Here is a 25210-nt window from a genome sequence, read left to right as displayed (position 1 = left end):
ATATGTTTATGAATAAAATTCATTAGTGTGTAACTTGTTATAACTATTAAATACCCAGCACCGATTGTCCAACAACTTTTTCAGGTACTTCCATGCGCTTGCTTACCTTGCTCGGCACCGGCCTCATCGCCCTGTGTGCCACCACTCAAGCCTTCGCAGGCGCCACGTTGGACCGAGTGGAATCGCGCAAGGAAATGGTCAACGTGCTGATGGAAAGCTATCCGCCGTTCTCGTTCCTGAACGCGCAGAACCAGCTCGATGGTTTTGACGTGGATGTGGCCAAGGCCGTCGCCGAAAAACTGGGCGTCAAGCTGCGCCTGGAAACGCCGTCCTGGGATGTGATTGCCGCGGGCCGCTGGAGTGGCCGCTACGACCTTTGCATCTGCTCCATGACGCCAAGTAAGGCGCGCGCCGAGGTGTTTGATTTCCCGGTCGAGTACTACGCCTCACCCGCCGTGATCGTGGTCAACGCCAAGGACGATCGCATTCATTCGGCCAAGGACCTGGATGGCCGCAAGGTCGGCTTGACCAGCGCATCCAGCTACGAGAGCTACCTGAACAAGAACCTGGTCATCGAAGGCAACGAAGACAAAAAAATCGATTACCCCTTCGAAATGGTGCAAATCGCCCCCTACGACACCGACAACGTCGCCTTCCAGGACCTGGGCCTGGGTGCCGGCGTGCGCCTGGACGCGATCCTGACCAACCTGGTCACCGCCCAGCCCCGCCTCGACCAGGACAAACGCTTCAAACTGGCCGGCGCGCCGCTTTATGAAGAACCCAACTCGGTGGCCATCGAAAAAGGCGACCCGGAGTGGGATGCCAAGCTGCGCCAAGTTTTCGCCGAGCTCAAGGCCGACGGTACCTTGGCCAAGCTGTCCCAGAAATGGATCGGCGCCGATATCAGTAAATGAGTGCTCATCAACCTGCCCCTCGCCCGACTGCCAAAACCTCGGGCGCTGGACTGTTCGGATTCCGCACACGCCTATACCTGACCTGGGTTGGGCTGTTTGTGCTGTTTGCCGCGTTTTTCCTGAGCTTTGATCTCAAGTTTTCGATCATTGTCGAGAAATTCCCGTATCTGGCGGGGTTCAAGCTGGGGCCGAACGGGTTCTTGCAAGGCGCGGCACTGACCCTGTTCCTGTGCGTGTGCTCCATCGTCGTTTCCGTGGCACTGGGCTTCGCTGCAGCGCTGGCACGCCTGTCGAGCAGCGCAGTGCTACTGGGCATCGCCAGCTTCTACACGTCGTTCTTCCGTGGCACACCGCTGCTGATCCAGATCCTGCTGATCTACCTGGGCTTGCCGCAGCTCGGTGTGGTGCCTGGGGCCATCAGTGCCGGCATCATCGCCCTCTCGCTGAACTATGGCGCCTACCTCAGCGAAATCTTCCGAGCCGGCATTCTTGGCGTGGCACCCGGGCAACGCCAGGCGGCGATGGCGCTAGGCCTCGGCCCTGCGCAGATCTTCTGGCACGTCACCCTGCCCCAGGCCATGCGCACCATCATCCCGCCAAGCGCCAACCAGTTCATCTCGATGCTCAAGGACTCGTCGCTGATTTCGGTGATGGGCGTGTGGGAAGTGATGTTCCTGGCCCAGTCCTATGGCCGTTCCAGCTACCGCTACCTGGAGATGCTGACGACCGCAGCGGTGATCTACTGGGTACTGTCGATTTTGCTGGAACTGGTGCAGGCCAAGCTGGAGCGGCATTTTGGCAAGGGCTATCAGCACTGAAAGCCGGCATCGTACAGATATGCATTAAATTGCATATCTTCGCCATGCATCGCTAAAAATATGCAATTTAATGCATAAAAAAGGGGAGCATCCGCTCCCCAGAGGTAAACCGTTCTTAGCTAAAGGTTTTTATCAACCTTCAATCTCGATCAGGATCTCGCCCGGGGTCACGCGGTCGCCCTTGGCCACGTGGATGGCCACGACTTTGCCGGCGATCGCTGCCTGCACTTCGGTCTCCATCTTCATGGCTTCGGTGATCAGCACGGCTTGGCCGGCCTTGACCATGTCGCCTTCCTTGACCAGTACATCGACGATGTTGCCAGGCATGGTGGTGCTGACATGGCCAGGGTCGGTGGCCTGCTTACGCTTGCTGCCGCCGCCGCCGACGAACTCGTTGAGCGGCTCGAACACCACTTCTTCCGGCATGCCGTCGATCGACAGGTAGAAGTGACGCTTGCCCTCTGCCTTGACGCCCACACCGGTGATGTCCACACGGTAGGTTTCGCCGTGCACGTCGATGACGAACTCGGTCGGCACGCCTTCGCCGCCAGGTGCGGCAATAGCGCCGGCTTCCGGGATCGGCAACAGGGCTTCGGGGGTCAGGGTGCCGGCTTCACGCTCTTCGAGGAACTTGCGGCCGATGTCCGGGAACATGGCGAAGGTCAGCACGTCTTCTTCGCAACGCGCCAGGGCGCCGATGTCGTTACGCAGCTTGGTCATTTCTGGCTTGAGCAGGTCGGCCGGGCGCACGTCGATCACTTCTTCGCTGCCAATGGCCTGGCGGCGCAGTTGCTCGTTGACCACGCCCGGGGCCTTGCCGTAACCGCCTTGCAGGTACAGCTTCACCTCGTTGGTGATGGTCTTGTAGCGCTCGCCGGCCAGCACGTTGAAGAACGCCTGGGTACCGACGATCTGCGAAGTCGGGGTGACCAGCGGAGGGAAGCCGAGGTCTTCACGCACCCGCGGGATTTCCGCCAGCACTTCGTTCATGCGGTTGAGGGCGCCCTGCTCCTTGAGCTGGTTGGCCAGGTTGGAAATCATGCCGCCCGGCACCTGGTTGACCTGCACGCGGGTGTCCACCGCAGTGAACTCGCTTTCGAACTGGTGGTACTTCTTGCGCACGGCGTAGAAGTACAGACCGATTTCCTGCAGCAGCTCCAGGTCCAGGCCGGTGTCGAACTCGCTGCCCTTGAGCGCCGCGACCATCGACTCGGTACCCGGGTGGCTGGTGCCCCAGGCGAAGCTGGAGATTGCGGTGTCGATGTGGTCGGCACCGTTTTCCACAGCCTTGAGCTGGCACATGGCAGCCAGGCCAGCGGTGTCGTGGGAGTGGATGAACACCGGCAGCGACTGCTCGGCCTTCAGTGCCTTGACCAGCTCGCCCGTGGCAAACGGGGTCAGCAGGCCGGCCATGTCCTTGATCGCCACCGAGTCGCAACCCATGGCTTCCATCTGCTTGGCCTGGTTCACGAAGGCTTCGATGGTGTGCACCGGGCTGGTGGTGTAGGCGATGGTGCCCTGGGCGTGCTTGCCGGCGGCCTTTACCGCTTCGATGGCCACGCGCAGGTTACGCACATCGTTCATGGCGTCGAAGATGCGGAACACATCGATGCCGTTGACGGCGGCCTTGGCGACAAAGGCTTTGACCACGTCATCGCTGTAGTGGCGGTAGCCCAGCAGGTTCTGGCCGCGCAGCAGCATTTGCAGGCGGGTATTGGGCAGCGCGGCGCGCAGCTTGCGCAGGCGCTCCCACGGGTCTTCCTTGAGGAAGCGCACACAGGCGTCGAAGGTGGCACCGCCCCAGACTTCCAGCGACCAGTAGCCGACTTTGTCGAGCTTTTCGCAGATCGGCAGCATGTCTTCGGTACGCATGCGGGTGGCCAGCAGGGACTGGTGGGCGTCGCGCAGGATCGTGTCGGTTACGTGGATTTTCTTGGACATTATTAGGTTCCTCACAGGCCTGCGTGGGCGGCGATGGCGGCGGCGATGGCCAGGGCCAGCTCTTCGGGTTTGCGCTTGATCGAGTAGTTGGTCAGTTCAGGGTGGCTTTCGACGAAGCTGGTGTTGAACTGGCCGCTACGGAATTCCGGGTTGCGCAGGATTTCCTGGTAATACGCTGCAGTGGTCTTCACCCCTTGCACGCGCATGTCGTCCAGGGCCCGCAGGCCGCGGTCCATGGCTTCTTCCCAGGTCAATGCCCAGACCACCAGTTTCAGGCACATGGAGTCGTAGAACGGCGGAATGGTGTAGCCGGTGTAGATGGCCGTGTCGGTGCGCACGCCTGGGCCGCCGGGTGCGTAGTAACGGGTGATCTTGCCAAAGCTGGGCAGGAAGTTGTTTTTCGGGTCTTCGGCGTTGATCCGGAACTGCAGCGCGTAGCCGCGGTGCTGGATGTCTTCCTGCTTGACCGACAGCGGCAGGCCCGATGCGATGCGGATCTGCTCACGCACGATGTCGATGCCGGTGATTTCCTCGGTGATGGTGTGCTCCACCTGCACCCGGGTGTTCATTTCCATGAAGTACACCTCGCCATCGGCGAGCAAGAACTCCACGGTACCGGCGTTTTCGTAATTCACAGCCTTGGCTGCACGCACCGCCAGGTCGCCGATGTAGGCGCGCTGCTCGGGGGTGAGCTGTGGGCTTGGGGCGATCTCGATGAGCTTCTGGTTGCGGCGCTGGATCGAGCAGTCGCGCTCGAACAGGTGCACCACGTTGCCGAAGCTGTCACCGAGAATCTGCGCCTCGATGTGCTTGGGGTTGACGATGCACTTTTCCAGGAACACTTCCGCCGAACCGAAGGCCTTGGTAGCCTCGGAAATCACCCGGGGGAAGTTCTGCTCCAGCTCTTCACGGCTGTTGCAACGGCGAATACCGCGGCCGCCACCGCCGGAGGTGGCCTTGAGCATCACCGGGTAACCGATGCGGTCACCTTCGCTCAGGGCTTCATGGATATCGGCAACGTTACCTTCGGTGCCCGGTGTGACCGGGACGCCGGCCTTGATCATGGTGCGGCGCGCTTCGGTCTTGTCGCCCATGCGGCGAATGACTTCGGCAGCCGGGCCGATGAACTTGATCCCGCGCTCGGCGCAGATCTCTGCCAGTTCAGCGTTTTCCGACAGGAAACCGTAACCCGGGTGCAGGGCATCACAACCGGTTTCGACAGCGAGGTTCACCAGCTTGCGCGGGTTCAGGTACCCGGCCAGCGGCTCGGCACCGATGCTGTGGGCCTCGTCAGCGCGCTTCACATGCAGCGCATGACGGTCGGCGTCGGAATAGATCGCTACCGAGCGAATGCCCATCTCGGCGCAGGCACGCACGATCCGAACTGCGATTTCACCTCGGTTGGCGATCAGGATTTTTTTTATCACTGGAGTCTTCCCAAAGCCGTAGGAACAGTCGAGCCGGTTCTACCGGTCGGCGCGTGACCAGACGTTGCTGGCCAGTCGCACATTCACCCTAGCGCTGTAGGTCGATAAACAAAAATCAATATTTGTTAGGGGCAGTATTAGCAAAAGCTTATAGTGCCGTAACAAGGTTTTGCCGGAGCCTGGATTAAAATGCGTAAGTCCTTGATGCGTATGACTTTACGTCAGTTACAGATCTTCAACGAAGTGTGCGATTTGCGCTCGTACAGCCGCGCGGCCGAGGAGATGGCGCTCACGCAACCCGCCGTTAGTCTACAGATCCGCCAGCTTGAAGAACTGATCGGCCAGCCGCTGTTCGAGTACGTCGGCAAGAAGCTCTACCTGACCGAAGCGGCCGAAGCGCTGCAGCGCGCCAGCCGCGACATCTTCGGCCGGCTAGAAAGCCTCGACATGCAACTGTCGGACATGCAGGGCTCACTGCAAGGGCAGCTGAAGCTGGCGGTCGAGTCCAGTGCCAAGTACTTCGTGCCACACCTGTTCGCCGCCTTCAAGCAACGACACCCGGAGGTCAACCTGACGCTCACGGTGGTCAACCGCGCCCAGGCGATCCGGCGCCTTTCGGACAACCGTGACGACCTGATCATCATGTCCATGGTGCCGCAGGACATGGGCCTGGAATTCCTGCCGTTCCTGAACAACCCGATCGTCGCCGTGGCCCCGCCGGACCATCCGCTGTGCAAACTCGAGCACCTGCGCCTGCAAGACCTTGAGCCTCATACCCTGCTGGTCCGCGAACAAGGCTCGGGCACCCGCAAGGCGTGCGAGGAGTACTTCAAGGACAAGCGCGTGCACTTCACCCAGACCCTCGAAGTGGCCTCGGCCGATGCCCAGCGCGAGTGTGTGATCGCAGGCTTGGGCATCGCCCTGCTGACCCGCCATGCGTTGAACATGGAGCTGGCCACGGGGGTGCTGAAAGAGTTGCCGGTGGAGGAACTGCCGCTGTACCGAAGCTGGTGCGTGGTACAGGCCAAGGCCAAGCGGCAGTCACCGGTGGCCCTGGCATTTTTAGCGTTCATCCGCAGCGAACGCGTGCTTATCAGCGCAATTGTGGAGCGTTTTTCGGGGAAGTCGCTGCCGACGCCTGCCACACCGTAAGTGCTTGTAGCTCAGGGTAGTCGGCCAAGTCACGAAGCAATTGACGCTGGTCGCAGTAGCTTTCGATCGCGCGGCGATACTCCATGCGGCGCTGATCCTTTTCCTGCTGCTTGCGAGCCTTGGCGTTGGGTTGGTACGTACCGTCGAAGTCACGAGCCATTGCCTGTCTCCCAGTTAGGATGCGGGAGTTTCAGACTGGCGCTGGCGGTTTACGGTTTTGCGGTGGGGAGGTTACAAAACCATGAATTTTCGCTGGCTTCATGCTCGGACATTGCCCCCGCTGTAGGAGCAGCCTTGTGCTGCGAAGAGGCCATTGATAGCAGCGAAGATTCATGGCGTTTTCACCGGCCTCTTCGCAGCGCCAGGCTGCTCCTACAAAGGGCCGTGCAGATGATCGCGAGGGTCAGTCGTCGGTAGCCTTGATCGACTTGGGCGACAACCGCAGGCTGCGCAAACTGCGCTTCACGCTCTTGAGGTGGTTGACCAGGCTCGGCCCACGCGCCATGGCAACGCCCATGGCCAGCACATCGATCACCACCAGGTGCGCAATGCGGGAGGTCAGCGGGGTATAGATCTCGGTGTCTTCATGCACGTCGATCGCCAAGTTGACGGTGGAAAGCTCCGCCAACGGGGTTGCGCTCGGGCACAGAGTGATCAGGTTGGCGCCACTTTCACGCACCAGGTTGGCGGTGATCAGCAGGTCTTTGGAACGGCCCGACTGGGAAATGCACACCGCTACATCGCCTGGCTTCAAGGTGACCGCCGACATGGCCTGCATGTGCGGGTCGGAATAGGCGGCGGCACTGAGCAGCAGGCGGAAGAATTTGTGCTGGGCATCGGCAGCCACCGCGCCGGACGCGCCAAAACCGTAGAACTCCACACGCTGCGCCTGCGCCATCGCGCTCACGGCCTGCTGCAGCGCCTGCGGGTCGAGGTGCTCGCGCACTTCCATCAGCGTGTGCAAGGTAGTGTCGAAGATCTTCAGGCTGTAATCGGCGACCGAATCATCTTCATGGATCGCGAACTGGCCAAAACTGGCCCCGGCGGCCAGGCTCTGCGCCAGCTTCAACTTGAGGTCCTGGAAACCTGAACAACCTATCGCCCGGCAGAAACGCACGATGGTCGGTTCACTGATACCCACGTTGTGCGCCAAGTCGGCCATCGAGCTGTGCATGACGGCAGCCGGGTCTAGCAGCACGTGGTCGGCCACTTTCAGTTCCGATTTGCGCAGCAGGTGGCGCGATTGGGCGATATGTTGCAACAGATTCACGGGCTGGACTCGGTTATGATCGGCTGGCCGGGATGTAGCTTTCTTGTAGTTATACTACATGGGCGCCAACCCGCCCAGTTAAACGAACGTGGAGAGTGGTGGTTTGACTATTCCTTGCGACATTCTGGTCTTCGGTGGCACCGGCGATCTGGCCCTGCACAAACTGCTTCCAGCGCTCTATCACCTGTTTCGCGAGGCTCGCCTGAACAACGCCGTGCGAATCATCGCCCTGGCGCGGCGCAACCTGCCACGTAACGACTACCTGAAACTCGCCGAGCGCCACTGCCGGGCGCAGATTGCCCGTAATGACTTCGACGAAGAGGTCTGGCAGCGGTTCTCCGCCCGGCTCGACTACTTCGCCATGGACGCTGCGCAAAGCGCCGACTTCGGCCGCCTGGCACGCTACCTCGGCGAGCCCGGCGGGCTGACGCGGATCTTCTACCTGGCCACCGCCCCCAACCTGTTCGTGCCCATCGCCAACCACCTGCGCATCGCCGGCCTGGCCGACCCCGAGGCCCGTATCGTGCTGGAAAAACCGATTGGCCATTCACACGCGTCCGCCACAGCCATCAATGAAGCGATTGGCGCGGTGTTCGAGGAAACCCAGGTGTTCCGCATCGACCACTACCTGGGCAAGGAGACCGTGCAGAACCTGATGGCCCTGCGTTTCGCCAACGCCCTGCTGGAGCCGGTCTGGCGCAACAGCCAGGTCGACCATGTGCAGATCAGCGTCTGCGAAACCCTGGGTGTGGAGAACCGCGGCGGCTACTACGACCGCGCTGGCGCAACCCGCGACATGCTGCAAAACCACCTGCTGCAGTTGCTGTGCCTGGTGGCCATGGAGCCGCCGGCGCAGTTCGAGGCCGAGGCGGTGCGGGACGAGAAAGTGAAGATTCTACGTGCCCTGAAGCCGATCACCGGCCAGGACGTACAGGACACCACCGTACGCGGCCAATATGGCGCCGGGCGCATCGGCGGGCAGGAAGTGCCGGCGTACTACTTCGAAAAAGACGTGGACAACGACAGCGACACCGAGACCTTCGTTGCCGTGCAGGCCCACATCGATAACTGGCGCTGGGCCGGCGTGCCCTTTTACCTGCGCACCGGCAAACGCATGGCGCGGCGCTCGTCGCAGATCGTCATCCAGTTCAAGCCAGTGCCCCACGAGCTGTTCAACGGCGGCCAGGTCAACCAGCTGCTGATCCAGCTGCAGCCTGAAGAACGTATCAGCTTGCGCATGATGACCAAGAGCCCTGGCAAGGGCATGCGCCTGGAGCCGGTCGACCTGGACCTGAACTTGGCTCAGGTATTTGGCCAGACGCGCCGCTGGGACGCCTATGAACGCCTGTTGCTGGACATTTTGGAGGGTGATTCGACGCTATTCATGCGCCGCGATGAGGTCGAAGCGGCCTGGGCCTGGATCGACCCGATCATCAAGGGTTGGGAGGAGCACTTCCAGGCCCCACGCCCCTACGCGGCTGGCAGTAACGGGCCTGAGCAGGCCAACAGCCTGCTGGCGCACCAGGGCAGGCATTGGCACAGCTGAACTGTTTCTGGCTGCGATGATGTTCGTGGGTGCATGACCCTGTGCTCACGCGGCACTTCGTCGCGCAACTTCGGAGAACAGAAACATGACCCTCGACACTAAAGGCTGGGTTGCCCAAATGGACAACATGCCTGGCGCTACCGCATTTCGCGTATCCGGCAGCGTCATGGTTGGCCACCCCGGTATCCACCCGACCCTGAGCCTGCGCAAGATGCAAGACAAGTCCTTCGCGCTGGCACTTGAATTGACGCTCGAAACCGACCAAGGCATTTATCCACAGGTGGTCACGCAAAAGCCAGTGAGCTTCAACATGCCAGGCGACCACAGCAACATCCCCAAGGTAGACATCTTTCACGATGGCGCCCTGATCACCAGCATCAGCGAGATCATGGTGACCTACTGAGCACCCGGCCTGCCTTTAAGGCAGGCCCTTGCTCGGGCACTCGGATGAACGGTGGGCCTGCAGGGTGAACATTTATACAGTAGACGTTTGCCCCATCCCTTGCCTCGCCCTAGAATGGCCCGATGCGCACAGATGACCTCTCCCTCCTGCTGAACTCCCTCAATGACGCCCAACGCCAGGCCGTAGCCGCCTCGCTCGGGCGTCAACTGGTGCTTGCCGGCGCCGGTTCCGGTAAAACCCGCGTGCTGGTGCACCGCATCGCCTGGCTGATCCAGGTCGAGCAGGCCTCGCCGCACTCGATCTTGTCGGTGACCTTCACCAACAAGGCCGCGGCAGAAATGCGCCAGCGGATCGAGCAGTTGCTGGGGATAAACCCGGCGGGCATGTGGGTGGGCACGTTCCACGGCCTGGCCCATCGCCTGCTGCGCGCGCACTGGCAGGAAGCCCGGCTGGTGCAGAACTTCCAGATTCTCGACAGCGATGACCAGCAGCGCCTGGTCAAGCGGGTGATGCGCGAGCTTGGCCTCGATGAGCAGAAGTGGCCAGCACGCCAGGCGCAGTGGTTCATCAACGGGCAGAAAGACGAAGGCCTGCGCCCCCAGCATATCCAGCCCGGCGGTGACCTGTTCCTGTCGACCATGCGCGACGTCTACACCGCCTACGAACAGGCCTGTGAGCGCGCCGGTGTCATCGACTTCTCCGAGCTGCTGTTGCGTGCCCTGGACCTGTGGCGCGATCACCCTGGCCTGCTGGAGCATTACCAGCGGCGCTTCCGCCATGTGCTGGTGGACGAGTTCCAGGACACCAACGCCGTGCAGTACGCCTGGTTGCGCCTGCTCGCGCGCGGTGGCGACAGCCTGATGGCGGTGGGTGACGACGACCAGTCAATCTACGGCTGGCGCGGCGCCAAGATCGAAAACATCCACCAGTACACAGCCGACTTCCCCGACGCCGAGATGATCCGCCTGGAGCAGAACTACCGCTCCACCGGCGGCATCCTCAAGGCCGCCAACGCCTTGATCGCCAACAACAGCGGGCGCCTGGGCAAAGAGCTGTGGACCGACATGGGCGAAGGCGAACCGCTGACCCTGTACGCGGCCTACAACGAACACGATGAAGCGCGCTACGTGGTGGAAACCATCGAGAGCCTGATCAAGCAAGGCAATGCGCGCAACGAAATCGCCATTCTGTACCGCTCCAACGCCCAGTCGCGGGTACTGGAAGAAGCCCTGCTGCGCGAACGCATTCCGTACCGCATCTACGGCGGCCAGCGCTTCTTCGAACGTGCCGAAATCAAGAACGCCATGGCCTACCTGCGCCTGCTCGAAGGCCGTGGCAACGATGCAGCGCTGGAGCGGGTCATCAACGTGCCACCGCGCGGTATCGGCGAAAAAACCGTCGAAGCCATCCGCGACCACGCCCGCCACAGCCAGCTGTCGATGTGGGAGGCAATGTGCCAATTGATCGCCGCCAAAGCCCTCAAGGGCCGCGCCGCCAGCGCCCTGGGGGCGTTCATCGAGTTGATCGAGGGCTTGGCCGCCAAGGTTGTGGACATGCCACTGCATACCATGACCCAGGTCACCATCGAACAGTCCGGCCTGATCCTCTATCACCAGGAAGAAAAGGGTGAAAAGGGCCAGGCACGGGTAGAAAACCTTGAGGAACTGGTCAGCGCTGCGCGCAACTTCGAGTCCAGCGACGAAGACGCCGACCTCTCGCCGCTCTCCGCCTTCCTTGGCCATGCATCGCTCGAAGCGGGCGATACCCAGGCCGACGAGCATGAAGACAGCATTCAGCTGATGACCTTGCACAGCGCCAAAGGCCTGGAATTCCCCTACGTGTTCCTGGTGGGCATGGAAGAAGGCCTGTTCCCGCACAAGATGAGCCTAGAAGAGCCTGGCCGCCTTGAAGAGGAACGCCGCCTGGCCTACGTGGGCATTACCCGCGCCATGCGCCAGCTGGTCATGACCTACGCCGAGACACGTCGCCTGTATGGCAGCGAGACCTACAACAAGGTGTCGCGTTTCGTACGCGAAATTCCGGCAGGCCTGGTCCAGGAAGTGCGCCTGTCCAACAGTGTCAGCCGCCCGTTCGGCGGGGCGAAGGCCACCACCAGCAACCTGTTCGCCAATGCCAACATTCCGCAAACCGCCTTCAATCTCGGGCAGCGGGTGCAGCATGCGGTGTTCGGCGAAGGGGTTATCCTCAACTTCGAAGGCTCTGGCGCCCAGGCCCGTGTGCAGGTGAATTTTGCCGAAGGCAGCAAGTGGCTGATGCTGGGGTACGCCAAGCTCGAGGCGGTGTAGGCAGCGCCTTGTAACATTCAGGCAAAAGCTCGAAACATTATGTCGCTGGTCATGTGCCCGGGAACCTGTGCACCATGACGCGCGTGCAATCCACAACAGGGGATATCCCACTTATGCAACGTTTTCTTAGCATCGCTCTGGCGCTCTGCGTCGGCTTGACGCTGAGCCTGGACGCCAACGCCAAGCGGTTCGGCGGCGGCAAGAGCTCGGGCTCCGCGCCTATTCACCAGACCCGTCAGGCCACGCCAACCACGCCTGCCGCCGCGCCGACCGCGCCAGGCCGTGCACCGGCTGCCGCCAGCGGTGCTTCGCGCTGGCTGGGCCCACTGGCCGGCCTCGCCGCCGGTGGCCTGCTGGCCTCCATGTTCATGGGTGACGGCTTCCAGGGCATGCAGATCATGGACTTCCTGATCATGGGCCTGATCGCCTTCCTGGTGTTCCGCTTCATTGCCGCGCGTCGCCGCCAGCAGCAGCCGCAAATGGCCGCACCGGGCCATGCGCCGTTCCAGCGTGAAGCCCACGCACAGCCTGCCCAGCCGTCGGTCTTCGGTGGCTCGGCCGCACCTGCCGCTGCAGCCGCTCCGGTGATCAACGCACCGGCCTGGTTCAACGAGCAGAGCTTCCTGGCTGCCGCGCAAAGCCACTTCCAGTCGCTGCAGCAGCACTGGGATGCCAACGAGATGGACAAGATCGCCGAGTTCGTCACGCCGCAGATGCTCGAGTTCCTCAAGCGCGAACGTGCCGAGTTGGGTGATGGCTTCCAGGCCACCTACATCGACAACCTCGAAGTGCAGCTGGACGGTGTAGACGACCGCGCCGACCGTACCGACGCCACCCTGACCTTCCGTGGCGTGTCGAAGACCTCGCGCTTCGACCAGGGCGAAGTGTTCAGCGAAAGCTGGCACATGGTTCGCGCCCAGGGCGAGAACCAGCCTTGGCTGGTCGCCGGTATCCGTCAAAACGGCTAACCGACAGGCGCACTACAAAAACCCCGGGCCTTGTCCCGGGGTTTTTGCTTTTGCCACACTGGGCTACTAGGGTATAACGCGCAGCGTTGTCATCAGGTAAGAGGAAGTGAACCGTGGAAGAAGTGATCGAACAACTCCGTGAAGCCAATGAACCGGTACCGGTACCTTTGGAGCTTCCCGATGAAGATCAGCTGGTAGAAATCGAAGAGCAGCTGTTCATCAACATTCCCTTCGTGTTCAAGGAGTTTCTGCTGACCGTCAGTGATGTGGTCTACGGCTCCCTGGAACCGGTCACGGTTACCGACCCACAGTCGCATACCTACCTGCCAGATGTTGCATCCAATGCCTGGGATGCCGGCGTGCCGCGCGAACTGATCCCGATCTGCCAGGACGGTGATAACTATTACTGCGTGGAAGAAGACGGCACTGTCGTGCTGTGGGACGCCGAAGAAGAAATCGTCCTTGAAGACAGCTGGGAGTCGGTCTGGCACTGGGCGCGGGACGTCTGGCTGGAAAGCTGATTATTCCTACAAAAGCATCAGAAATATCGCTAGGAAAAACAATGGCTCATAGCCATTGATGCGACTAAAATCGCCAGGCTTTCTGCGCCTGGCGACATCGCTACCGCTCCATCCCCTCGGACGACGGTGAAATCTTGCGCAGGGAGCATTACCTCCCTCAGTGCGAATTCTCGCGGCTGTTCTCCAGCGTCTCCAGCAAGGCAATCTGCATGCGCGTGTGCACGCGGATAAACCAACGCCACAGTAAAGCCACCACCACTGCCGCCACCACCGCAATGACCAATAGCAGTTCACTGGTGGGCAGGATGCTCGCCGACAGCGCCGACAACAGCAGGAAGATCACCAGCAGCGACAGCAGCGGGATCACCTCGGCAATCACACGACGCACACGCTGGGTGTGACGCCCCGCCATTTCAGGCTTAACGCCCATTTCCGCCAGCAGCATCGACAGCGCCTTGAGCTTGCGATAGGCCGCAATCAGGAACGGCAGCGACAGCAGCAATGCCGCCCCCCAGATCACCGCCTTTTGCTGGCTGACATCGGTGAACCACTCACTGAGCCAATTGCCAATGCGCCCAGCGAAGTAACCACCGGTGAAGAAGATGGCAATCACCAGTGCCAAGTTAACGCCAACCTGCAACAGGATGCGGCGGATCATGGCTGCCAGCATGGCACCCTCACCTTGCGGCTGAATGTTGCGCAGCCATTCGCCATACAGCGACAGCACACGCGCCAGACGGCTCGGCACCACCTTACCCAGCTTCAATGACAGGGGGTCGGCCGCACGGATCAGATAAGGCGTCAGCAGTGTGGTAATGGCCGAAACAGCAACCGCCACCGGATAAAGAAAATCGCTGGTGACCTGCAGGGTCATGCCCAGCGCGGCGATGATGAACGAGAACTCGCCGATCTGCGAAAGCCCCATGCCGACACGCAACGAAGTGCGGCCATCATTGCCCGCGATAAACGCCCCCATGCCACAGGACAGCATCTTGCCGAGTACTACCGCCAAGGTGATGACCACGATCGGCCAGGCGTAGTCGATCAGTACCTGAGGGTCGATCATCAGGCCGATGGCGACAAAGAAAATGGCGCTGAACAGGTCACGTACCGGCTCGATCAGTTGCTCGATCTTCAGCAGTTGGCGCGACTCGGCCATGATCGCGCCAATCAGGAAGGCGCCCAGGACCATGCTGTACTCCAGCTTCACCACCAGCAGGCAGAACCCGAAACACAGGCCCAACACGGTAATCAGCAACATCTCGTTGCTTTCGAATTTCGCCACATAGGCCAACAGCCGCGGCACCAGCAAGATGCCGATGACCAGCGCGACAATCATGAACAGCGACAGCTTGCCGACCGTGGAAAACACCTCGCCAGAACTGACCGTGCCGCTGACGGCGATGCCCGAGAGCAAGGCGATGATGCCGATACCGAGGATATCCTCGACGATCAGCACGCCGAATATCAGTTGAGCGAAGCGCTCGTTCTTCATCTTCAGGTCGTTGAGCGCCTTGACGATGATGGTGGTCGAGGAGATCGCCAGGATTGCGCCGAGGAACAACGAATCCATGGTGTTCCAACCGAACCAGCGACCGATCTCGAACCCGATCCAGATCATCAGCACGATTTCCAGGAACGCCGCGATAAACGCTGTGGCGCCGACCTTGAACAGCTTGCGCAGGCTGAACTCGAGCCCCAAGCAGAACATCAGGAAGATTACCCCGAGCTCGGCGAGGGTCTTGATGGTGTCTTCATCGTGGATCAGGCCAAACGGCGGTGTGTGGGGGCCGATGATGAAGCCGGCGACGATATAGCCCAACACGACGGGTTGCTTGAGGCGGTGGAAGAGAATCGTGACCACCCCGGCAACCAGCATGATCACTGCCAGGTCCTGGATGAAGCTGATGGCATGCATGGCGCGATACTCCTTTTATCGAATGCCCGGGCAGACCGCTCCTCTGCCAAGGCAAACCGAGCGAGCAGCAAGTACATACTGTATTGAATGCAGGAAAGCCCATGTTGCATGGGCGTACTCAGGTTAACATCGCACCCCGCCGCATAACGCCGGTGCAATATGTAGAAACAGATCGGCAGGTTAACCGCCGCCGATGGCGTGATCAGCGTGACCATGGCGCATCAGCCAACGTCCCGTACCAGGCAGGCAAACTCAAAGAGGGGAAACAGAACGTGTCAGAAGATACCCGCCCCGATTCAGCGCAACCTCACCGTGAGCACACTATGGAACCTGGAAACGCCCAGCTGAGCATGACCGTCCTGATGACCCCGGACATGGCCAACTTCTCCGGCAACGTGCATGGCGGCACCTTGCTCAAATACCTGGACGAAGTCGCCTATGCCTGTGCAAGCCGCTACGCCGGCAGCTACGTGGTGACCCTGTCGGTCGACCAGGTGATCTTCCGTGAACCCGTGCACGTGGGTGAACTGGTGACGTTCCTCGCATCGGTCAACTACACCGGCAACACCTCGATGGAGGTGGGCATCAAGGTGGTGACCGAAAACATCCGGGAACGCTCGGTGCGCCATTCCAACAGCTGCTTCTTCACCATGGTGGCGGTCGATGACAACCGCCGCCCGGTAGCGGTGCCGCCGCGCCAACCGCACAGCAGCGAGGAGAAGCGCCGGTTCCTGCAGGGCCAGCAACGCCGGCAAATCCGCCAGGAGCTGGAAAAGCGCTATCAGGACCTCAAGACCGACGCCGTTTAAAGCGCCAGGCGCTGCGCTTCGAAGCGCACGCGCGGGTGGGCGATACGATCCTGGGCCCGCACCAGCTGCAGCTCGTAGCTGGCACAGGCCTGGGTTTCGAGCAGCACTTCATGCACTGCCGAGGCCGTGAACTCGAACGCCTGCAGCCACGTGTCGCCAAGTAGCACACGGGCCAGGAACAGGCCGGACGTCAGGTCGCCCACGCCCACCGGCTGACGCGGAAAAGCCAGCAGCGGGCGGCGCAGGTGCCAGCTGTCTTCGGCGGTCACCAACAGCATCTCGAACTGGTCCTCGGCGCGCCCGGGATACGCCAGGTGCTTGACCAGCACCACTCTCGGCCCGCGCGCGAGCAGGCTGCGCGCCATCTGCACGCAATCTTCCAGCGACTGCGCACGGCGGCCACAAAAACTGTCCAGCTCCAGCTGATTAGGGCAAAGGATGTCGGCCCGGGCGGCCGCTTCTTCAAGCAGAAACTCGCTCACTTCCTGCGGCACGATGCAGCCTTTCTCGGGGTGGCCCATGACCGGGTCGCACAGGTACAGCGCTTTGGGGTTCACGCCCTTGATGCGCTCGACCCCCGCCAGGATCGCCCGCCCCTGTTCGGCACTGCCCAGGTAGCCAGAAAGCACCGCATCGCAGTGGCCCAGCTCGCCGATGTTGGAAATGCCTTCCACCAACGCAGGAATTTGCGCTGGAGCAAGCACGTCGCCTGCCCACTGGCCATACTGAGTATGATTGGAAAACTGCACGGTATTGAGCGGCCAGACATTGACCCCAATACGCTGCATGGGAAACACCGCGGCGCTGTTGCCGGCGTGGCCGAACACCACATGTGACTGGATGGCGAGCAGGTGCGGGGTACGTTTCATGCGGGAGATTTCCAAAGCTGTTTCAAGGATTGTGCGCAGCGCAGTATGAACTCGATTGCCACCTGTACGACAGGCCAGGGACGCAGTTAAGCTGGTTCGACCTGTTTGGAGCATACGCAAATGTTGACCCTGGAGAATCTCTTCGTCCTGATGCTGGTCGCCACGGCAGGCGCTTGGTTGTGGCACAACCATGGGTTGCGCGAGAAAGCCTTGGAGCGGGTCAAGCAGCATTGCGCCAAGCTAGACCTCGAACTGCTCGACGATGCCGTTGCCCTCAAGCGCATCGCTTTTGTCCGTGACGCCAACGGCAAAAAGCGCCTGGCGCGCATCTATGCCTTCGAGTTCACCGTGACGGGTGAGCAGCGTCACCCCGGCACCGTCACCCAGTTCGGCGCCCACAGCGTGCAGATCGAATTGGCGCCCTACCCGTTCGAGATCAAGACGCCACCGCGCACTGACAATGTGATAGAGATGCAGCAGTGGCGCCAAGAGCACAACCGCTGGCGCTGATCAACGCATAAGGCATTCCTTCAAGCCGGCCTCCAGGGCCGGCTGCGGTTGAGCGTGATCAAAAATCAGCTCGATGCGCGTATCCCTGCGCCAGTCGCTCGGCTGCCAGTCCGGTAGCAACCCATCCAGCCCATTGAAAGACTGCCAACCTTGCCCTGTGTGGATAACTCCCTTGGCGCGGCGCCACGGCCAGGCGTGCAAAAACGCTAATACGCGTTGTGGATAAAATTGCTGGCTGGGATGCCAGCGCCAGCCAATACTCCAACCTCCCTCCCCTTGCTGCGCACTGCAGATCGGCTCATTGGGCTTATTCCATAGGGTTGCAGGCGTATTTACCAGATTGTCGACAATCCTGTTATCCACATCTTGCGGCGAAATAGCTCCTGTGGATGAAATCGGAAGCCGCGAAATGGGCAGCATTCCCTGGCTTGTCCAAAGCATATCTTTTTGTGGAAATTTCTTAGTTATCAACAACCTATGATATTCATCCACAGCCTCAGATTTGTTGAAAACCACCGTCGTGCAGGCCTCGAAAGCGCGCAGTTGAGCCTGTGGAAGCGGCTCGTCGCGGAGCATTTTCTGAGCATCCACAACCATGAGAAATGGCTGGATTGTCAGCACTCCAACCCAAGGCGCTTGCTGAAGTTGAGCGAGCAACTGCAACGGATGGCCTAGGCCGGAGGGCTCGATGAACAATCGATCAGGTCGGGCCTTGCGCAACAGCCGGCCCAAACCCACCTGGAACGGCATGCCATTGACGCAGCACAGGCAGCCCCCAGCGACTTCACCGATGGCGATGCCGTCCTCGTCGCGGCTAAGCAAGGCGGCATCGAGCCCCACCAGGCCGAACTCATTGATCAACACGGCCCAACGCTCACCGGCGGGGCGTTGGGCCAGCAAATGACGGATGAGCGTGGTCTTGCCGGCGCCCAGTGGGCCGGCAATCACGTGGGTAGGGATGTTCTGCAACATGGCATGGCTTCAGGCTGGGGGTTCGCCTCACTATGCGCCGTCACGCCAGCCAGTCAAGGCTGAGCAACAAGCGCCCTTGACGCCCGGAGGGGGAGCGATGAACCAACCCAGCACCCTCGTTGCCCTGCCACTTTTCGCCTTTGAGCAGGGCCACTTCGCCTGCCTGTAGGCACTGAATGTTATCCACAGGTGGCATGTCCTCCTGCAACCCGCGCCGGTTCACTGCACCTTCTTTCAGCCACTCGCTACCGGGGCCTGCATAGCTGGTAAGCAAGCGCACCGGCACGTGGTCCACATGGAAACGCGGGCACATCGGCCCTTGCAGCACACGCAGGCGCAGGCCCACTCGGCGCGCACCGAGCAGGCAGGTATAGGCAGCCACCAGCCAGCTGACATCGGCGACGAAGCTCTCATAGCCTTGCAGGTCGGCAGCTTCGCGCAACAGGCCGGTCAACGCCGGCATCTGCTGCTCGTCCACATCGATTACGCGCTGGTCAGCCAAGGGTTGGCCGAGGCTGATGACCAGCTGTGCAAAATCCTCCAGCTGGGCCGGCAAGCGCCGACGCCATACCGCCAGGTTCACCCCGTCCTGCAGAACATCGGTTAGCACCTGAGGCGAATCACCGAACACCTGAAAGATATCCACAGGGCTACGCGCGAGGTTCATGCTGCCGCCTCTTCATGCCAAGGGCCGAATGGATCGGGCAGACGTAACCAACCCATCGGCCCTAATTCCATTTCTGAATCCGTCAACAGGCAGCTTTCAAGCTCTGTGGATAACTTTTCGAAGTCGATATTTTGCCCGATGAACACCAATTCCTGGCGGCAGTCACCCGCCTCCACAGTCCAGTATTTCAGTATCGCCTCGGCGTTATCCACATCCTGCGGCCACTGTTCACGCGGTACAAATCGCCACCAGCGACCGGCCATGCCATGGCGCATCATGCCCCCTGCCTGAGACCAGCTACCGGCCTCCTGATACTTGCTGGCCAGCCAGAAAAAACCCTTCGAGCGCAGCAGCCTGCCGTTGCTCCAGGGCTTGTGGATAAAGTCGAAAAAGCGTTGTGGATGAAGTGGGCGCCTCGCTTGCCAGGTGCTGGCGGCGATGCCGTACTCTTCGGTTTCCGGCACATGCTCGCCACGCAGTTCCTGCAGCCAGCCCGGGGCTTGTGCGGCCTGGTCGAAGTCGAACAGGCCCGTGTCGAGGATGCGCGCCAGCGGTACCTCCCCCATCACCATGGGCACAATCTGCGCCCTGGCGTTGAGGCTGCGCAAAATGGCCGTGAGCTCTTCACGTTCGTGCTGGCTGATCAAGTCGATCTTGCTCAACAGCAACACGTCGGCGAACTCGACCTGCTCGATCAGCAGGTCGCTGATTGAACGCTCATCGTCTTCACCCAAGGTCTCGCCACGGCTGGCCAGGCTATCCGCTGCCTGGTAGTCGCGCATGAAGTTGAGGCCATCGACCACCGTGACCATGGTGTCCAGCCGGGCCATGTCGGACAGGCTGCGGCCCTGCTCATCGCGAAAGGTGAACGTCTCGGCCACCGGTAGCGGCTCGGATATGCCGGTGGACTCGATCAGCAAATAGTCGAAGCGCCCCTCTTCGGCTAACCGCGCCACTTCCTCGAGCAGGTCTTCGCGCAGCGTGCAGCAGATGCAGCCGTTGCTCATCTCAACGAGTTTTTCTTCTGCGCGGTTCAGGCTGACGTTGCGTTGCACCTCGCTGGCATCGATGTTGATTTCACTCATGTCATTGACGATGACCGCGACGCGCAGGTTGTCGCGGTTACGCAGTACATGGTTGAGCAAGGTGCTCTTGCCGGCACCAAGAAAGCCAGACAGCACGGTAACGGGGAGACGGTTGGGCATGGCGAAACCTCTTCAGGCAGACGCATTCGAAACGATGCATTGCATAATGTTATAAAGTAACAATACAATTTCGCCAAGCTGTTCTCGTCGGAAGAGTGATCGCCGGAGATGAAAATGAAGCCTCCACGCGCTGTGCTGATGCTGTTGCTGGCCATGCCCGCAACGCTGCTAGCCATGCCACAGAGCAACCCGTTGGCACTGTGTACCCGCAGCGCGACCTTGTTGGCCTGCCAGGATGGCAAGGGCAGTTACTACAGTGTGCGCACTGAAGGCAGCACGTTCTATCTGCGTGGCTATGAGCACGTGAGCCGCCGTTCATGGGCGCAAACCAACAGCCGCTATGGTGGGTTGACCTTCTACACCGGCCTGGCCAGCGACGGTGAGGCTTGGGTGGGCTATAGCCGCCGTATCGGCTGGACTACGTTGAACCGGGTGTCCAGCTCCAGTGGGCAGCGCTTCAACCTGCACTGCAGCTTGATCGGCGGTTGCCGCTGAAACCTTTTCGTTTGGAATGACACATGACCCAACTCACGCTTCCCGACATCGCCGCACAAGCTCAACAGAGCGCCTTACCCCTCGACTGGGTAGGTATGTGCGGGATCGCTGTGCCTGTGCAATTCGAAGGTCGCACAGCCGCTGCCACTGTCGACGCGGGCGTGAGCCTGGTGGACGGTAGCTCACGCGGTATCCACATGTCGCGCCTGTACCTGGCATTGGAATCACTGGAACATCAACCGCTCACCCCCCTCGCGATTCGTCAGCTACTGGCAGATTTTCTGAGCAGCCATGAAGGGCTCTCTTCCGCTGCTTATCTGCGCCTCACCTTCGAGCACCTGCTGAAACGGCCAGCTCTGATCAGCCCATTGGCAGGTTGGAAAAGCTATCCGATTACCCTCGATGCCCGCATCGAAAGTGAAGTGTTCCACGTGGAACTATTTGTTTCTGTGCCTTACTCATCGACGTGCCCGTGCTCTGCAGCACTCGCAAGGCAGCTGATTCAGCAGCAGTTTCAGGCGGACTTTGCAGAGGAGCGCTTGGATAAAGACAGTGTGTTGGAGTGGCTGGGCAGCAGCCAGGGCATTGTTGCGACGCCCCATAGCCAACGCAGTAGCGCGAAAATTCACGTGCGCCTGAAACGTAATTTGCTAGCGCTGCCGATTACCGAGTTGATCGACCGTGTCGAGGCCAGCTTGGGAACGGCCGTGCAAACGGCGGTTAAGCGCGCGGACGAACAAGCGTTCGCATTGGCCAACGGGCAGAACCTCATGTTCTGCGAAGACGCCGCACGACGACTGCATCAATCGTTGCGACAAATAGAATGGGCCACGGCCTTCAAGCTCCGCGTGGAACATGCAGAGAGCCTGCATGCCCACGACGCAGTCGCCACCAGCCAATGGCAATGGAACGTCAAGTGCGCGGTTTGACGGCGCCACAATCATTGCCCAACCAGACGGCTCGGGTGTTCATGCTGCCTTGCTGCTGCACCCCCGATGCGTTGAACGTACCACTGACCTGGGTGGTGAATTCCTTATCACTGAGGAAGGTAGCCTGCCCAGTGCCCTGAGCCTTGGGGCAGCTGAACTGGAACTTCCAGACATTACCGGTGCGGTCGGTAATCTTCTGCGTGCAACCCGACTTCGGGTCTTGCAGCGGGATATCGTTGGTTGCCACCTGCTCTTGCGTCAGGCACGAGCGCACGCCCTTGCCCCCCACTGTCACACCCTGTTTGGCCAGTACCCCTTCCATCATGGCGCGCTGCTCTGGCGGTAGGTTTTTCAACTGGCCGAGCATGAACTCCATGTCGGGTAACGGCTTGCCATCGACCTGCATGTTGCTGGTGGTCAGCTCCCACAAGCCGGGCTGCAACATCTGTGCATGCACCAATGGGCTGCTCAGGCCAAGGGCCAACGCCAACAGTGGCAGACGAATCTTCATGGACGAACGCTCCTGGAAAAAACCGGCCAACGGGCCGGGCTGAGGCTTAGACGCCAAATCCAGCTGCAGGTTGCAAGCCGCACCTGGAACGTGTTCTGTTACCCACAGTGTACTCGGCAAGCAGGATGCATATGGATTACCACAGCCCCTACTTCTTCGGTTATGTGCTCGGCCTGATTCACCTGTTGGGCATCGTCGCCGCACTGCATGCAGTGTTCACCGTGCGCACCGCTCAAGGTGCGATTGCCTGGGCCATGCCCCTGGTCTTCATTCCCTACCTGACGCTCATCCCCTACCTGATCTTCGGTGCCCGCTCCTTCTATGCCTACATCAAGGCACGGCGCCAGGCCAACCAGGAAATGCACGTGGCCATGGCCAACCTGAACTGGCGCCCCTGGGTAGAAGAGGCCCTCACCGCCCGCGAGTCGGAAAGCTATGCCGCCCTGCGCGCCATGCCCAAACTTGGGCGCATGCCTTGCCTGGCGAACAACCAGGTAAAGCTGTTGATCGACGGCAAGGCGACTTTCGATGCCATCTTCGCCGCCATCCATCAAGCCCGCGAAGTGGTGCTGGTACAGTTCTTCATCATCCACGACGACACGTTGGGCAAGGCACTGCAGCAGTTGCTGTTGCGCAAAGCGGCTGAAGGCGTGAAGGTTTTCGTGCTTTATGACCGTGTCGGCAGCCATGCCTTGCCGGCCAGCTACAGCCAGGTACTGCGTGACGGTGGCGTGGAGATTCATGCCTTCGCTACACGCCGTGGTTGGTTCAACCGCTTTCAGGTCAACTTCCGCAACCACCGCAAGATCGTGGTGGTGGATGGCCTGACGGGTTTCATCGGCGGGCACAACGTGGGTGATGAGTACCTGGGTGAGCACCCGCAACTGTCGCCCTGGCGTGATACCCATGTGCAGATCGGCGGGCCGGTACTGGCCTGTTTGCAGGAGTCGTTCGCCGAAGACTGGTACTGGGCGACGCGCCAGCTGCCGCCGTTGATCCTACCCGATACCTACCCGGAGAACGGCGTACTGTGCCAAGCCCTCGCCAGCGGGCCGGCAGACCCGCAGGAAACCTGCTCGCTGTTCTTCCTCGAAGCGATCCATTCGGCGACACGCCGGGTGTGGATCACCAGCCCCTACTTCATCCCGGACGAGGCCGTTTTTGCCGCGTTGCGCCTGGCGGTTCTGCGCGGTGTGGATGTGCGCATCCTCATTCCGTCACGGCCCGACCACCGGATTGTCTACGCGGCCTCCAGCCTGTTTGCCTTCGAAGCCGTACGTGCCGGTGTGCGCATGTTCCGTTACTTGCCGGGCTTTCTGCACCAGAAGGTGGTGCTGGTAGATGACGAGGTCAGCGCGATCGGCAGTGCGAACCTGGATAACCGTTCGTTCCGCCTGAACTTCGAAATCACCTTGCTGACCGTCGATCGCGTTTTCGCCGACCAGGTCGAACAGATGCTGCTGCGTGACTTTGATCAAGCCCGGGAAATCACCCCAGAAGACAGTCTCGATACCCATCGGCTGCAACAGCTTGGGATGCGAATAGCCCGGTTGATCTCGCCGATTCTTTGAGTTGAGATTCAAGCTTACTCAATCTCTGTAGGAGCAGCCTTGTGCTGCGAAGAGGCCGGTGCAGCACCCGCAATCGAGGGTGTTTGCCCCGGCCTCTTCGCAGCACAAGGCTGCTCCTACAAAGGGTGGACGTTCAGCGGTAAAGATCCTCGCGGGTCCAAGGCAGGTCATGGTGACCATCGGCATAGGGCTTCACAGCCAAAATCTGGTGCAGGTTGATCCAGCCCTTCTCAAAGGCATAGGCACAACCGGCGAGGTACAGCCGCCAGATACGCAAGGTCTTTTCCGGCACCATCGCCGCGGCGCGGTGCAGCTGGTTCTCCAGGTTCTCGCTCCAGTGGTGCAAGGTCTTGGCATAATGCAGGCGAAGGCTTTCTACATCGACCACCTCGAGCCCTGTTTCACAGATGCTCGCACTGATCATCGACAGGTGGGGTAGCTCGCCATGGGGGAACACATAACGGTCGATGAACTCCCCTGCCCCCCGCCCTACCGGCCGGCCATCCACATGCTTGGCGGTGATGCCATGGTTCATCACCAAGCCACCTTCGCGCACGGCACCGAACAGCTTCTGGCAATACAACGGCAGGTTGGCATGCCCCACGTGTTCGAACATGCCGACACTGACCACCTTGTCGAAACGCCCATCCTGGGGAAGGTCACGGTAATCGAGGATCTGCAGGTCGACCTGATCGGCCAGCCCCTCCTCCTTCACCCGCTGACGGCCCAGCTTGAGTTGCTCCTTGCTCAAGGTAATGCCGAATACCTTGGCACCGTATTCGCGCGCGGCGAAGCGTGACAGGCCGCCCCAGCCACAGCCGACGTCCAGCAGGTAGTCGCCGGCCTGCAGGCGCAACTTGCGGCACAGGTGATCGAACTTGTCCTGCTGGGCCTGGGCCAGGGTGTTGTCTGGCTCACGGAAGTAGCCACAGGAATAAGCCATGTCCGGGTCCAGCCACAGCTGGTAGAACGCGTTGGACAGGTCGTAGTGGTAGGAAATGGCTTCGGCATCGGTGTGTTTGTCATGGGCGGTACGCTGTGGAACAGCGTCCTCGTCGTCACTCAGCAGCGCCTCGCTGAGTTCGTCGCATACCCGAATGACCTCGCCGATATCGCCTTCAAGCTCCAGCTTGCCTTCAACGAAAGCCTCACCCAGCTCGTTCAAGCTCGGGTGGGTCAGCTGGCTGATCAGTTGAGGCTCCTTGATCAGGATCGTGACTTGCGGGCTGGGCCCAAGATCGAACTGGTTGCCGTCCCACAACTTCAGACGCAAAGGTAAGTGCAGGCTCTGCAACGCAGGTGGAAGTTGCGCAAGCATCAATGACCCTCCCTTCAGGTAACGGGGCGTCACGCCTCATAATTTCGGACGCCTCCGGATCAGGGTAGTTCATTGGTGCCGATTTTGGGTTTTACACGACGATGGTCTAGAACAAACAGACATGAAAGACACGCAGATTGTATACAACTTTAAACGCACAGACTAACCTT

The 25210-nt window shown here is 60.5% G+C and carries 24 protein-coding genes; 13 read left to right on the top strand and 11 right to left on the bottom strand.

Annotated features, from left to right (window positions below; genetic code table 11):
- Positions 1 to 92: 92 nt before the first annotated feature.
- Both HU750_RS10630 and HU750_RS10625 read left to right on the top strand, forming a co-directional pair.
- Positions 93 to 914, top strand: a complete 822-nt coding sequence (locus HU750_RS10630) for an ABC transporter substrate-binding protein (protein WP_027592109.1) — start codon at positions 93 to 95, stop codon at positions 912 to 914.
- Positions 911 to 1732 carry an amino acid ABC transporter permease gene (locus HU750_RS10625; RefSeq protein WP_085272153.1) on the top strand — a complete coding sequence of 274 codons (822 nt, stop codon included), beginning with the start codon at positions 911 to 913 and terminating at the stop codon, positions 1730 to 1732. The genes HU750_RS10630 and HU750_RS10625 overlap by 4 nt, the downstream gene beginning before the upstream one ends.
- Before the next feature lie 132 nt (positions 1733 to 1864).
- Here the strand turns inward: HU750_RS10625 and oadA are convergent, their stop codons facing one another.
- Together oadA and HU750_RS10615 are read right to left on the bottom strand one after the other, a co-directional pair.
- A complete protein-coding gene (gene oadA / locus HU750_RS10620; RefSeq protein WP_027592105.1) occupies positions 1865 to 3673 on the bottom strand; it encodes a sodium-extruding oxaloacetate decarboxylase subunit alpha in 1809 nt (602 codons plus the stop codon).
- A gap of 11 nt (positions 3674 to 3684) precedes the next feature.
- Positions 3685 to 5100 (bottom strand): acetyl-CoA carboxylase biotin carboxylase subunit, encoded by a 1416-nt coding sequence (locus HU750_RS10615; protein WP_027592104.1) that lies wholly within the window; start codon positions 5098 to 5100, stop codon positions 3685 to 3687.
- Positions 5101 to 5289: 189 nt separating this feature from the next.
- On the opposite strand from HU750_RS10615, the gene HU750_RS10610 reads away from it, so the two are divergent.
- Positions 5290 to 6252 (top strand): LysR family transcriptional regulator, encoded by a 963-nt coding sequence (locus HU750_RS10610; protein ID WP_186679347.1) that lies wholly within the window; start codon positions 5290 to 5292, stop codon positions 6250 to 6252.
- Here HU750_RS10610 and HU750_RS27160 read toward each other — a convergent pair.
- Positions 6194 to 6412, bottom strand: a complete 219-nt coding sequence (locus tag HU750_RS27160) for a PA3496 family putative envelope integrity protein (RefSeq protein WP_081717438.1) — start codon at positions 6410 to 6412, stop codon at positions 6194 to 6196. The genes HU750_RS10610 and HU750_RS27160 overlap by 59 nt on opposite strands.
- Before the next feature lie 243 nt (positions 6413 to 6655).
- A complete protein-coding gene (gene hexR / locus HU750_RS10605; RefSeq protein WP_027592102.1) occupies positions 6656 to 7522 on the bottom strand; it encodes a transcriptional regulator HexR in 867 nt (288 codons plus the stop codon).
- A gap of 103 nt (positions 7523 to 7625) precedes the next feature.
- Here hexR and zwf point away from each other — a divergent pair, with 103 nt between their 5' ends.
- From zwf to HU750_RS10580, 5 genes are all read left to right on the top strand, one after another.
- Entirely contained in the window at positions 7626 to 9068 is a 1443-nt protein-coding gene (gene zwf / locus HU750_RS10600) for a glucose-6-phosphate dehydrogenase (protein WP_186679342.1), read from the top strand.
- An 85-nt stretch (positions 9069 to 9153) separates the two neighbouring features.
- Positions 9154 to 9471: a hypothetical protein gene (locus tag HU750_RS10595; protein ID WP_186679338.1), complete on the top strand. Its 318-nt coding sequence runs from the start codon at positions 9154 to 9156 to the stop codon at positions 9469 to 9471.
- Between the two features lie 122 nt (positions 9472 to 9593).
- Entirely contained in the window at positions 9594 to 11777 is a 2184-nt protein-coding gene (gene uvrD / locus HU750_RS10590; protein WP_099430829.1) for a DNA helicase II, read from the top strand.
- Positions 11778 to 11890: 113 nt separating this feature from the next.
- A complete protein-coding gene (locus HU750_RS10585; RefSeq protein ID WP_027592098.1) occupies positions 11891 to 12745 on the top strand; it encodes a Tim44 domain-containing protein in 855 nt (284 codons plus the stop codon).
- A gap of 113 nt (positions 12746 to 12858) precedes the next feature.
- Positions 12859 to 13266: an SMI1/KNR4 family protein gene (locus HU750_RS10580; protein WP_099455749.1), complete on the top strand. Its 408-nt coding sequence runs from the start codon at positions 12859 to 12861 to the stop codon at positions 13264 to 13266.
- 157 nt (positions 13267 to 13423) lie between these two features.
- Here HU750_RS10580 and HU750_RS10575 read toward each other — a convergent pair whose 3' ends face one another.
- On the bottom strand, positions 13424 to 15184 hold the full coding sequence (locus HU750_RS10575; protein WP_027592096.1) for a cation:proton antiporter: 1761 nt from the start codon (positions 15182 to 15184) through the stop codon (positions 13424 to 13426).
- Between the two features lie 323 nt (positions 15185 to 15507).
- On the opposite strand from HU750_RS10575, the gene HU750_RS10570 reads away from it, so the two are divergent.
- On the top strand, positions 15508 to 15993 hold the full coding sequence (locus HU750_RS10570; RefSeq protein ID WP_027592095.1) for an acyl-CoA thioesterase: 486 nt from the start codon (positions 15508 to 15510) through the stop codon (positions 15991 to 15993).
- Here the strand turns inward: HU750_RS10570 and pdxY are convergent.
- A complete protein-coding gene (pdxY, locus tag HU750_RS10565) occupies positions 15990 to 16862 on the bottom strand; it encodes a pyridoxal kinase PdxY (protein WP_085272148.1) in 873 nt (290 codons plus the stop codon). The two genes, HU750_RS10570 and pdxY, sit on opposite strands and share 4 nt — an antisense overlap.
- A 120-nt stretch (positions 16863 to 16982) precedes the next feature.
- Here pdxY and HU750_RS10560 point away from each other — a divergent pair, with 120 nt between their 5' ends.
- Positions 16983 to 17372, top strand: coding sequence for a DUF3301 domain-containing protein (locus tag HU750_RS10560; protein ID WP_027592093.1), 390 nt, complete (start codon positions 16983 to 16985; stop codon positions 17370 to 17372).
- Here the strand turns inward: HU750_RS10560 and HU750_RS10555 are convergent, their stop codons facing one another.
- Genes HU750_RS10555 through zigA form a run of 3 tightly spaced genes read right to left on the bottom strand, consistent with a single transcriptional unit; the run spans position 17373 to position 20216 of the window.
- Positions 17373 to 18344: a CobW family GTP-binding protein gene (locus tag HU750_RS10555; RefSeq protein ID WP_186679335.1), complete on the bottom strand. Its 972-nt coding sequence runs from the start codon at positions 18342 to 18344 to the stop codon at positions 17373 to 17375.
- 40 nt (positions 18345 to 18384) lie between these two features.
- A complete protein-coding gene (locus tag HU750_RS10550; RefSeq protein ID WP_186679333.1) occupies positions 18385 to 19011 on the bottom strand; it encodes a DUF1826 domain-containing protein in 627 nt (208 codons plus the stop codon).
- Positions 19008 to 20216 carry a zinc metallochaperone GTPase ZigA gene (gene zigA / locus HU750_RS10545; RefSeq protein WP_186679330.1) on the bottom strand — a complete coding sequence of 403 codons (1209 nt, stop codon included), beginning with the start codon at positions 20214 to 20216 and terminating at the stop codon, positions 19008 to 19010. Before zigA ends, HU750_RS10550 begins: the two co-directional genes overlap by 4 nt.
- Before the next feature lie 108 nt (positions 20217 to 20324).
- On the opposite strand from zigA, the gene HU750_RS10540 reads away from it, so the two are divergent.
- Both HU750_RS10540 and folE2 read left to right on the top strand, forming a co-directional pair.
- Positions 20325 to 20711 carry a glutamine synthetase gene (locus HU750_RS10540; protein WP_422631633.1) on the top strand — a complete coding sequence of 129 codons (387 nt, stop codon included), beginning with the start codon at positions 20325 to 20327 and terminating at the stop codon, positions 20709 to 20711.
- Between the two features lie 23 nt (positions 20712 to 20734).
- The gene (gene folE2, locus HU750_RS10535; RefSeq protein WP_186679326.1) at positions 20735 to 21640 is read left to right on the top strand and encodes a GTP cyclohydrolase FolE2; all 906 of its coding nucleotides are present in this window, start codon (positions 20735 to 20737) and stop codon (positions 21638 to 21640) included.
- On the opposite strand, the gene HU750_RS10530 is transcribed toward folE2, so the two are convergent.
- The gene (locus HU750_RS10530; RefSeq protein ID WP_099430837.1) at positions 21624 to 22151 is read right to left on the bottom strand and encodes a DUF3617 domain-containing protein; all 528 of its coding nucleotides are present in this window, start codon (positions 22149 to 22151) and stop codon (positions 21624 to 21626) included. The two genes, folE2 and HU750_RS10530, sit on opposite strands and share 17 nt — an antisense overlap.
- A gap of 131 nt (positions 22152 to 22282) precedes the next feature.
- On the opposite strand from HU750_RS10530, the gene cls reads away from it, so the two are divergent.
- Positions 22283 to 23722 carry a cardiolipin synthase gene (gene cls / locus HU750_RS10525; RefSeq protein WP_186679322.1) on the top strand — a complete coding sequence of 480 codons (1440 nt, stop codon included), beginning with the start codon at positions 22283 to 22285 and terminating at the stop codon, positions 23720 to 23722.
- Between the two features lie 133 nt (positions 23723 to 23855).
- Here cls and cfaB read toward each other — a convergent pair whose 3' ends face one another.
- Positions 23856 to 25040 carry a C17 cyclopropane fatty acid synthase CfaB gene (gene cfaB, locus HU750_RS10520; protein ID WP_099455757.1) on the bottom strand — a complete coding sequence of 395 codons (1185 nt, stop codon included), beginning with the start codon at positions 25038 to 25040 and terminating at the stop codon, positions 23856 to 23858.
- Between the last annotated feature and the right edge of the window lie 170 nt (positions 25041 to 25210).

It is taken from the genome of Pseudomonas sp. SWRI50 (assembly GCF_014269095.1).
Taxonomy (GTDB): domain Bacteria; phylum Pseudomonadota; class Gammaproteobacteria; order Pseudomonadales; family Pseudomonadaceae; genus Aquipseudomonas; species Aquipseudomonas kermanshahensis.
The sequence above is the reverse complement of the archived record's forward strand: the minus strand, read 5'-3'. Positions and strand labels throughout refer to the sequence as shown.

Bases quoted from the DNA above. Each gene is read 5' to 3' on its own strand.
- oadA (WP_027592105.1), bottom strand. From the start codon at position 3,673: ATGTCCAAGAAAATCCACGTAACCGACACGATCCTGCGCGACGCCCAC.
- cfaB (WP_099455757.1), bottom strand. From the start codon at position 25,040: ATGCTTGCGCAACTTCCACCTGCGTTGCAGAGCCTGCACTTACCTTTG.
- HU750_RS10610 (WP_186679347.1), top strand. From the start codon at position 5,290: ATGCGTAAGTCCTTGATGCGTATGACTTTACGTCAGTTACAGATCTTC.
- uvrD (WP_099430829.1), top strand. From the start codon at position 9,594: ATGCGCACAGATGACCTCTCCCTCCTGCTGAACTCCCTCAATGACGCC.
- HU750_RS10575 (WP_027592096.1), bottom strand. From the start codon at position 15,184: ATGCATGCCATCAGCTTCATCCAGGACCTGGCAGTGATCATGCTGGTT.
- HU750_RS10550 (WP_186679333.1), bottom strand. From the start codon at position 19,011: ATGAACCTCGCGCGTAGCCCTGTGGATATCTTTCAGGTGTTCGGTGAT.
- HU750_RS27160 (WP_081717438.1), bottom strand. From the start codon at position 6,412: ATGGCTCGTGACTTCGACGGTACGTACCAACCCAACGCCAAGGCTCGC.
- zigA (WP_186679330.1), bottom strand. From the start codon at position 20,216: ATGCCCAACCGTCTCCCCGTTACCGTGCTGTCTGGCTTTCTTGGTGCC.
- HU750_RS10530 (WP_099430837.1), bottom strand. From the start codon at position 22,151: ATGAAGATTCGTCTGCCACTGTTGGCGTTGGCCCTTGGCCTGAGCAGC.
- HU750_RS10625 (WP_085272153.1), top strand. From the start codon at position 911: ATGAGTGCTCATCAACCTGCCCCTCGCCCGACTGCCAAAACCTCGGGC.
- HU750_RS10585 (WP_027592098.1), top strand. From the start codon at position 11,891: ATGCAACGTTTTCTTAGCATCGCTCTGGCGCTCTGCGTCGGCTTGACG.
- HU750_RS10540 (WP_422631633.1), top strand. From the start codon at position 20,325: ATGAAAATGAAGCCTCCACGCGCTGTGCTGATGCTGTTGCTGGCCATG.
- HU750_RS10560 (WP_027592093.1), top strand. From the start codon at position 16,983: ATGTTGACCCTGGAGAATCTCTTCGTCCTGATGCTGGTCGCCACGGCA.
- HU750_RS10595 (WP_186679338.1), top strand. From the start codon at position 9,154: ATGACCCTCGACACTAAAGGCTGGGTTGCCCAAATGGACAACATGCCT.
- HU750_RS10555 (WP_186679335.1), bottom strand. From the start codon at position 18,344: ATGTTGCAGAACATCCCTACCCACGTGATTGCCGGCCCACTGGGCGCC.
- pdxY (WP_085272148.1), bottom strand. From the start codon at position 16,862: ATGAAACGTACCCCGCACCTGCTCGCCATCCAGTCACATGTGGTGTTC.
- HU750_RS10630 (WP_027592109.1), top strand. From the start codon at position 93: ATGCGCTTGCTTACCTTGCTCGGCACCGGCCTCATCGCCCTGTGTGCC.
- cls (WP_186679322.1), top strand. From the start codon at position 22,283: ATGGATTACCACAGCCCCTACTTCTTCGGTTATGTGCTCGGCCTGATT.
- HU750_RS10570 (WP_027592095.1), top strand. From the start codon at position 15,508: ATGGAACCTGGAAACGCCCAGCTGAGCATGACCGTCCTGATGACCCCG.
- folE2 (WP_186679326.1), top strand. From the start codon at position 20,735: ATGACCCAACTCACGCTTCCCGACATCGCCGCACAAGCTCAACAGAGC.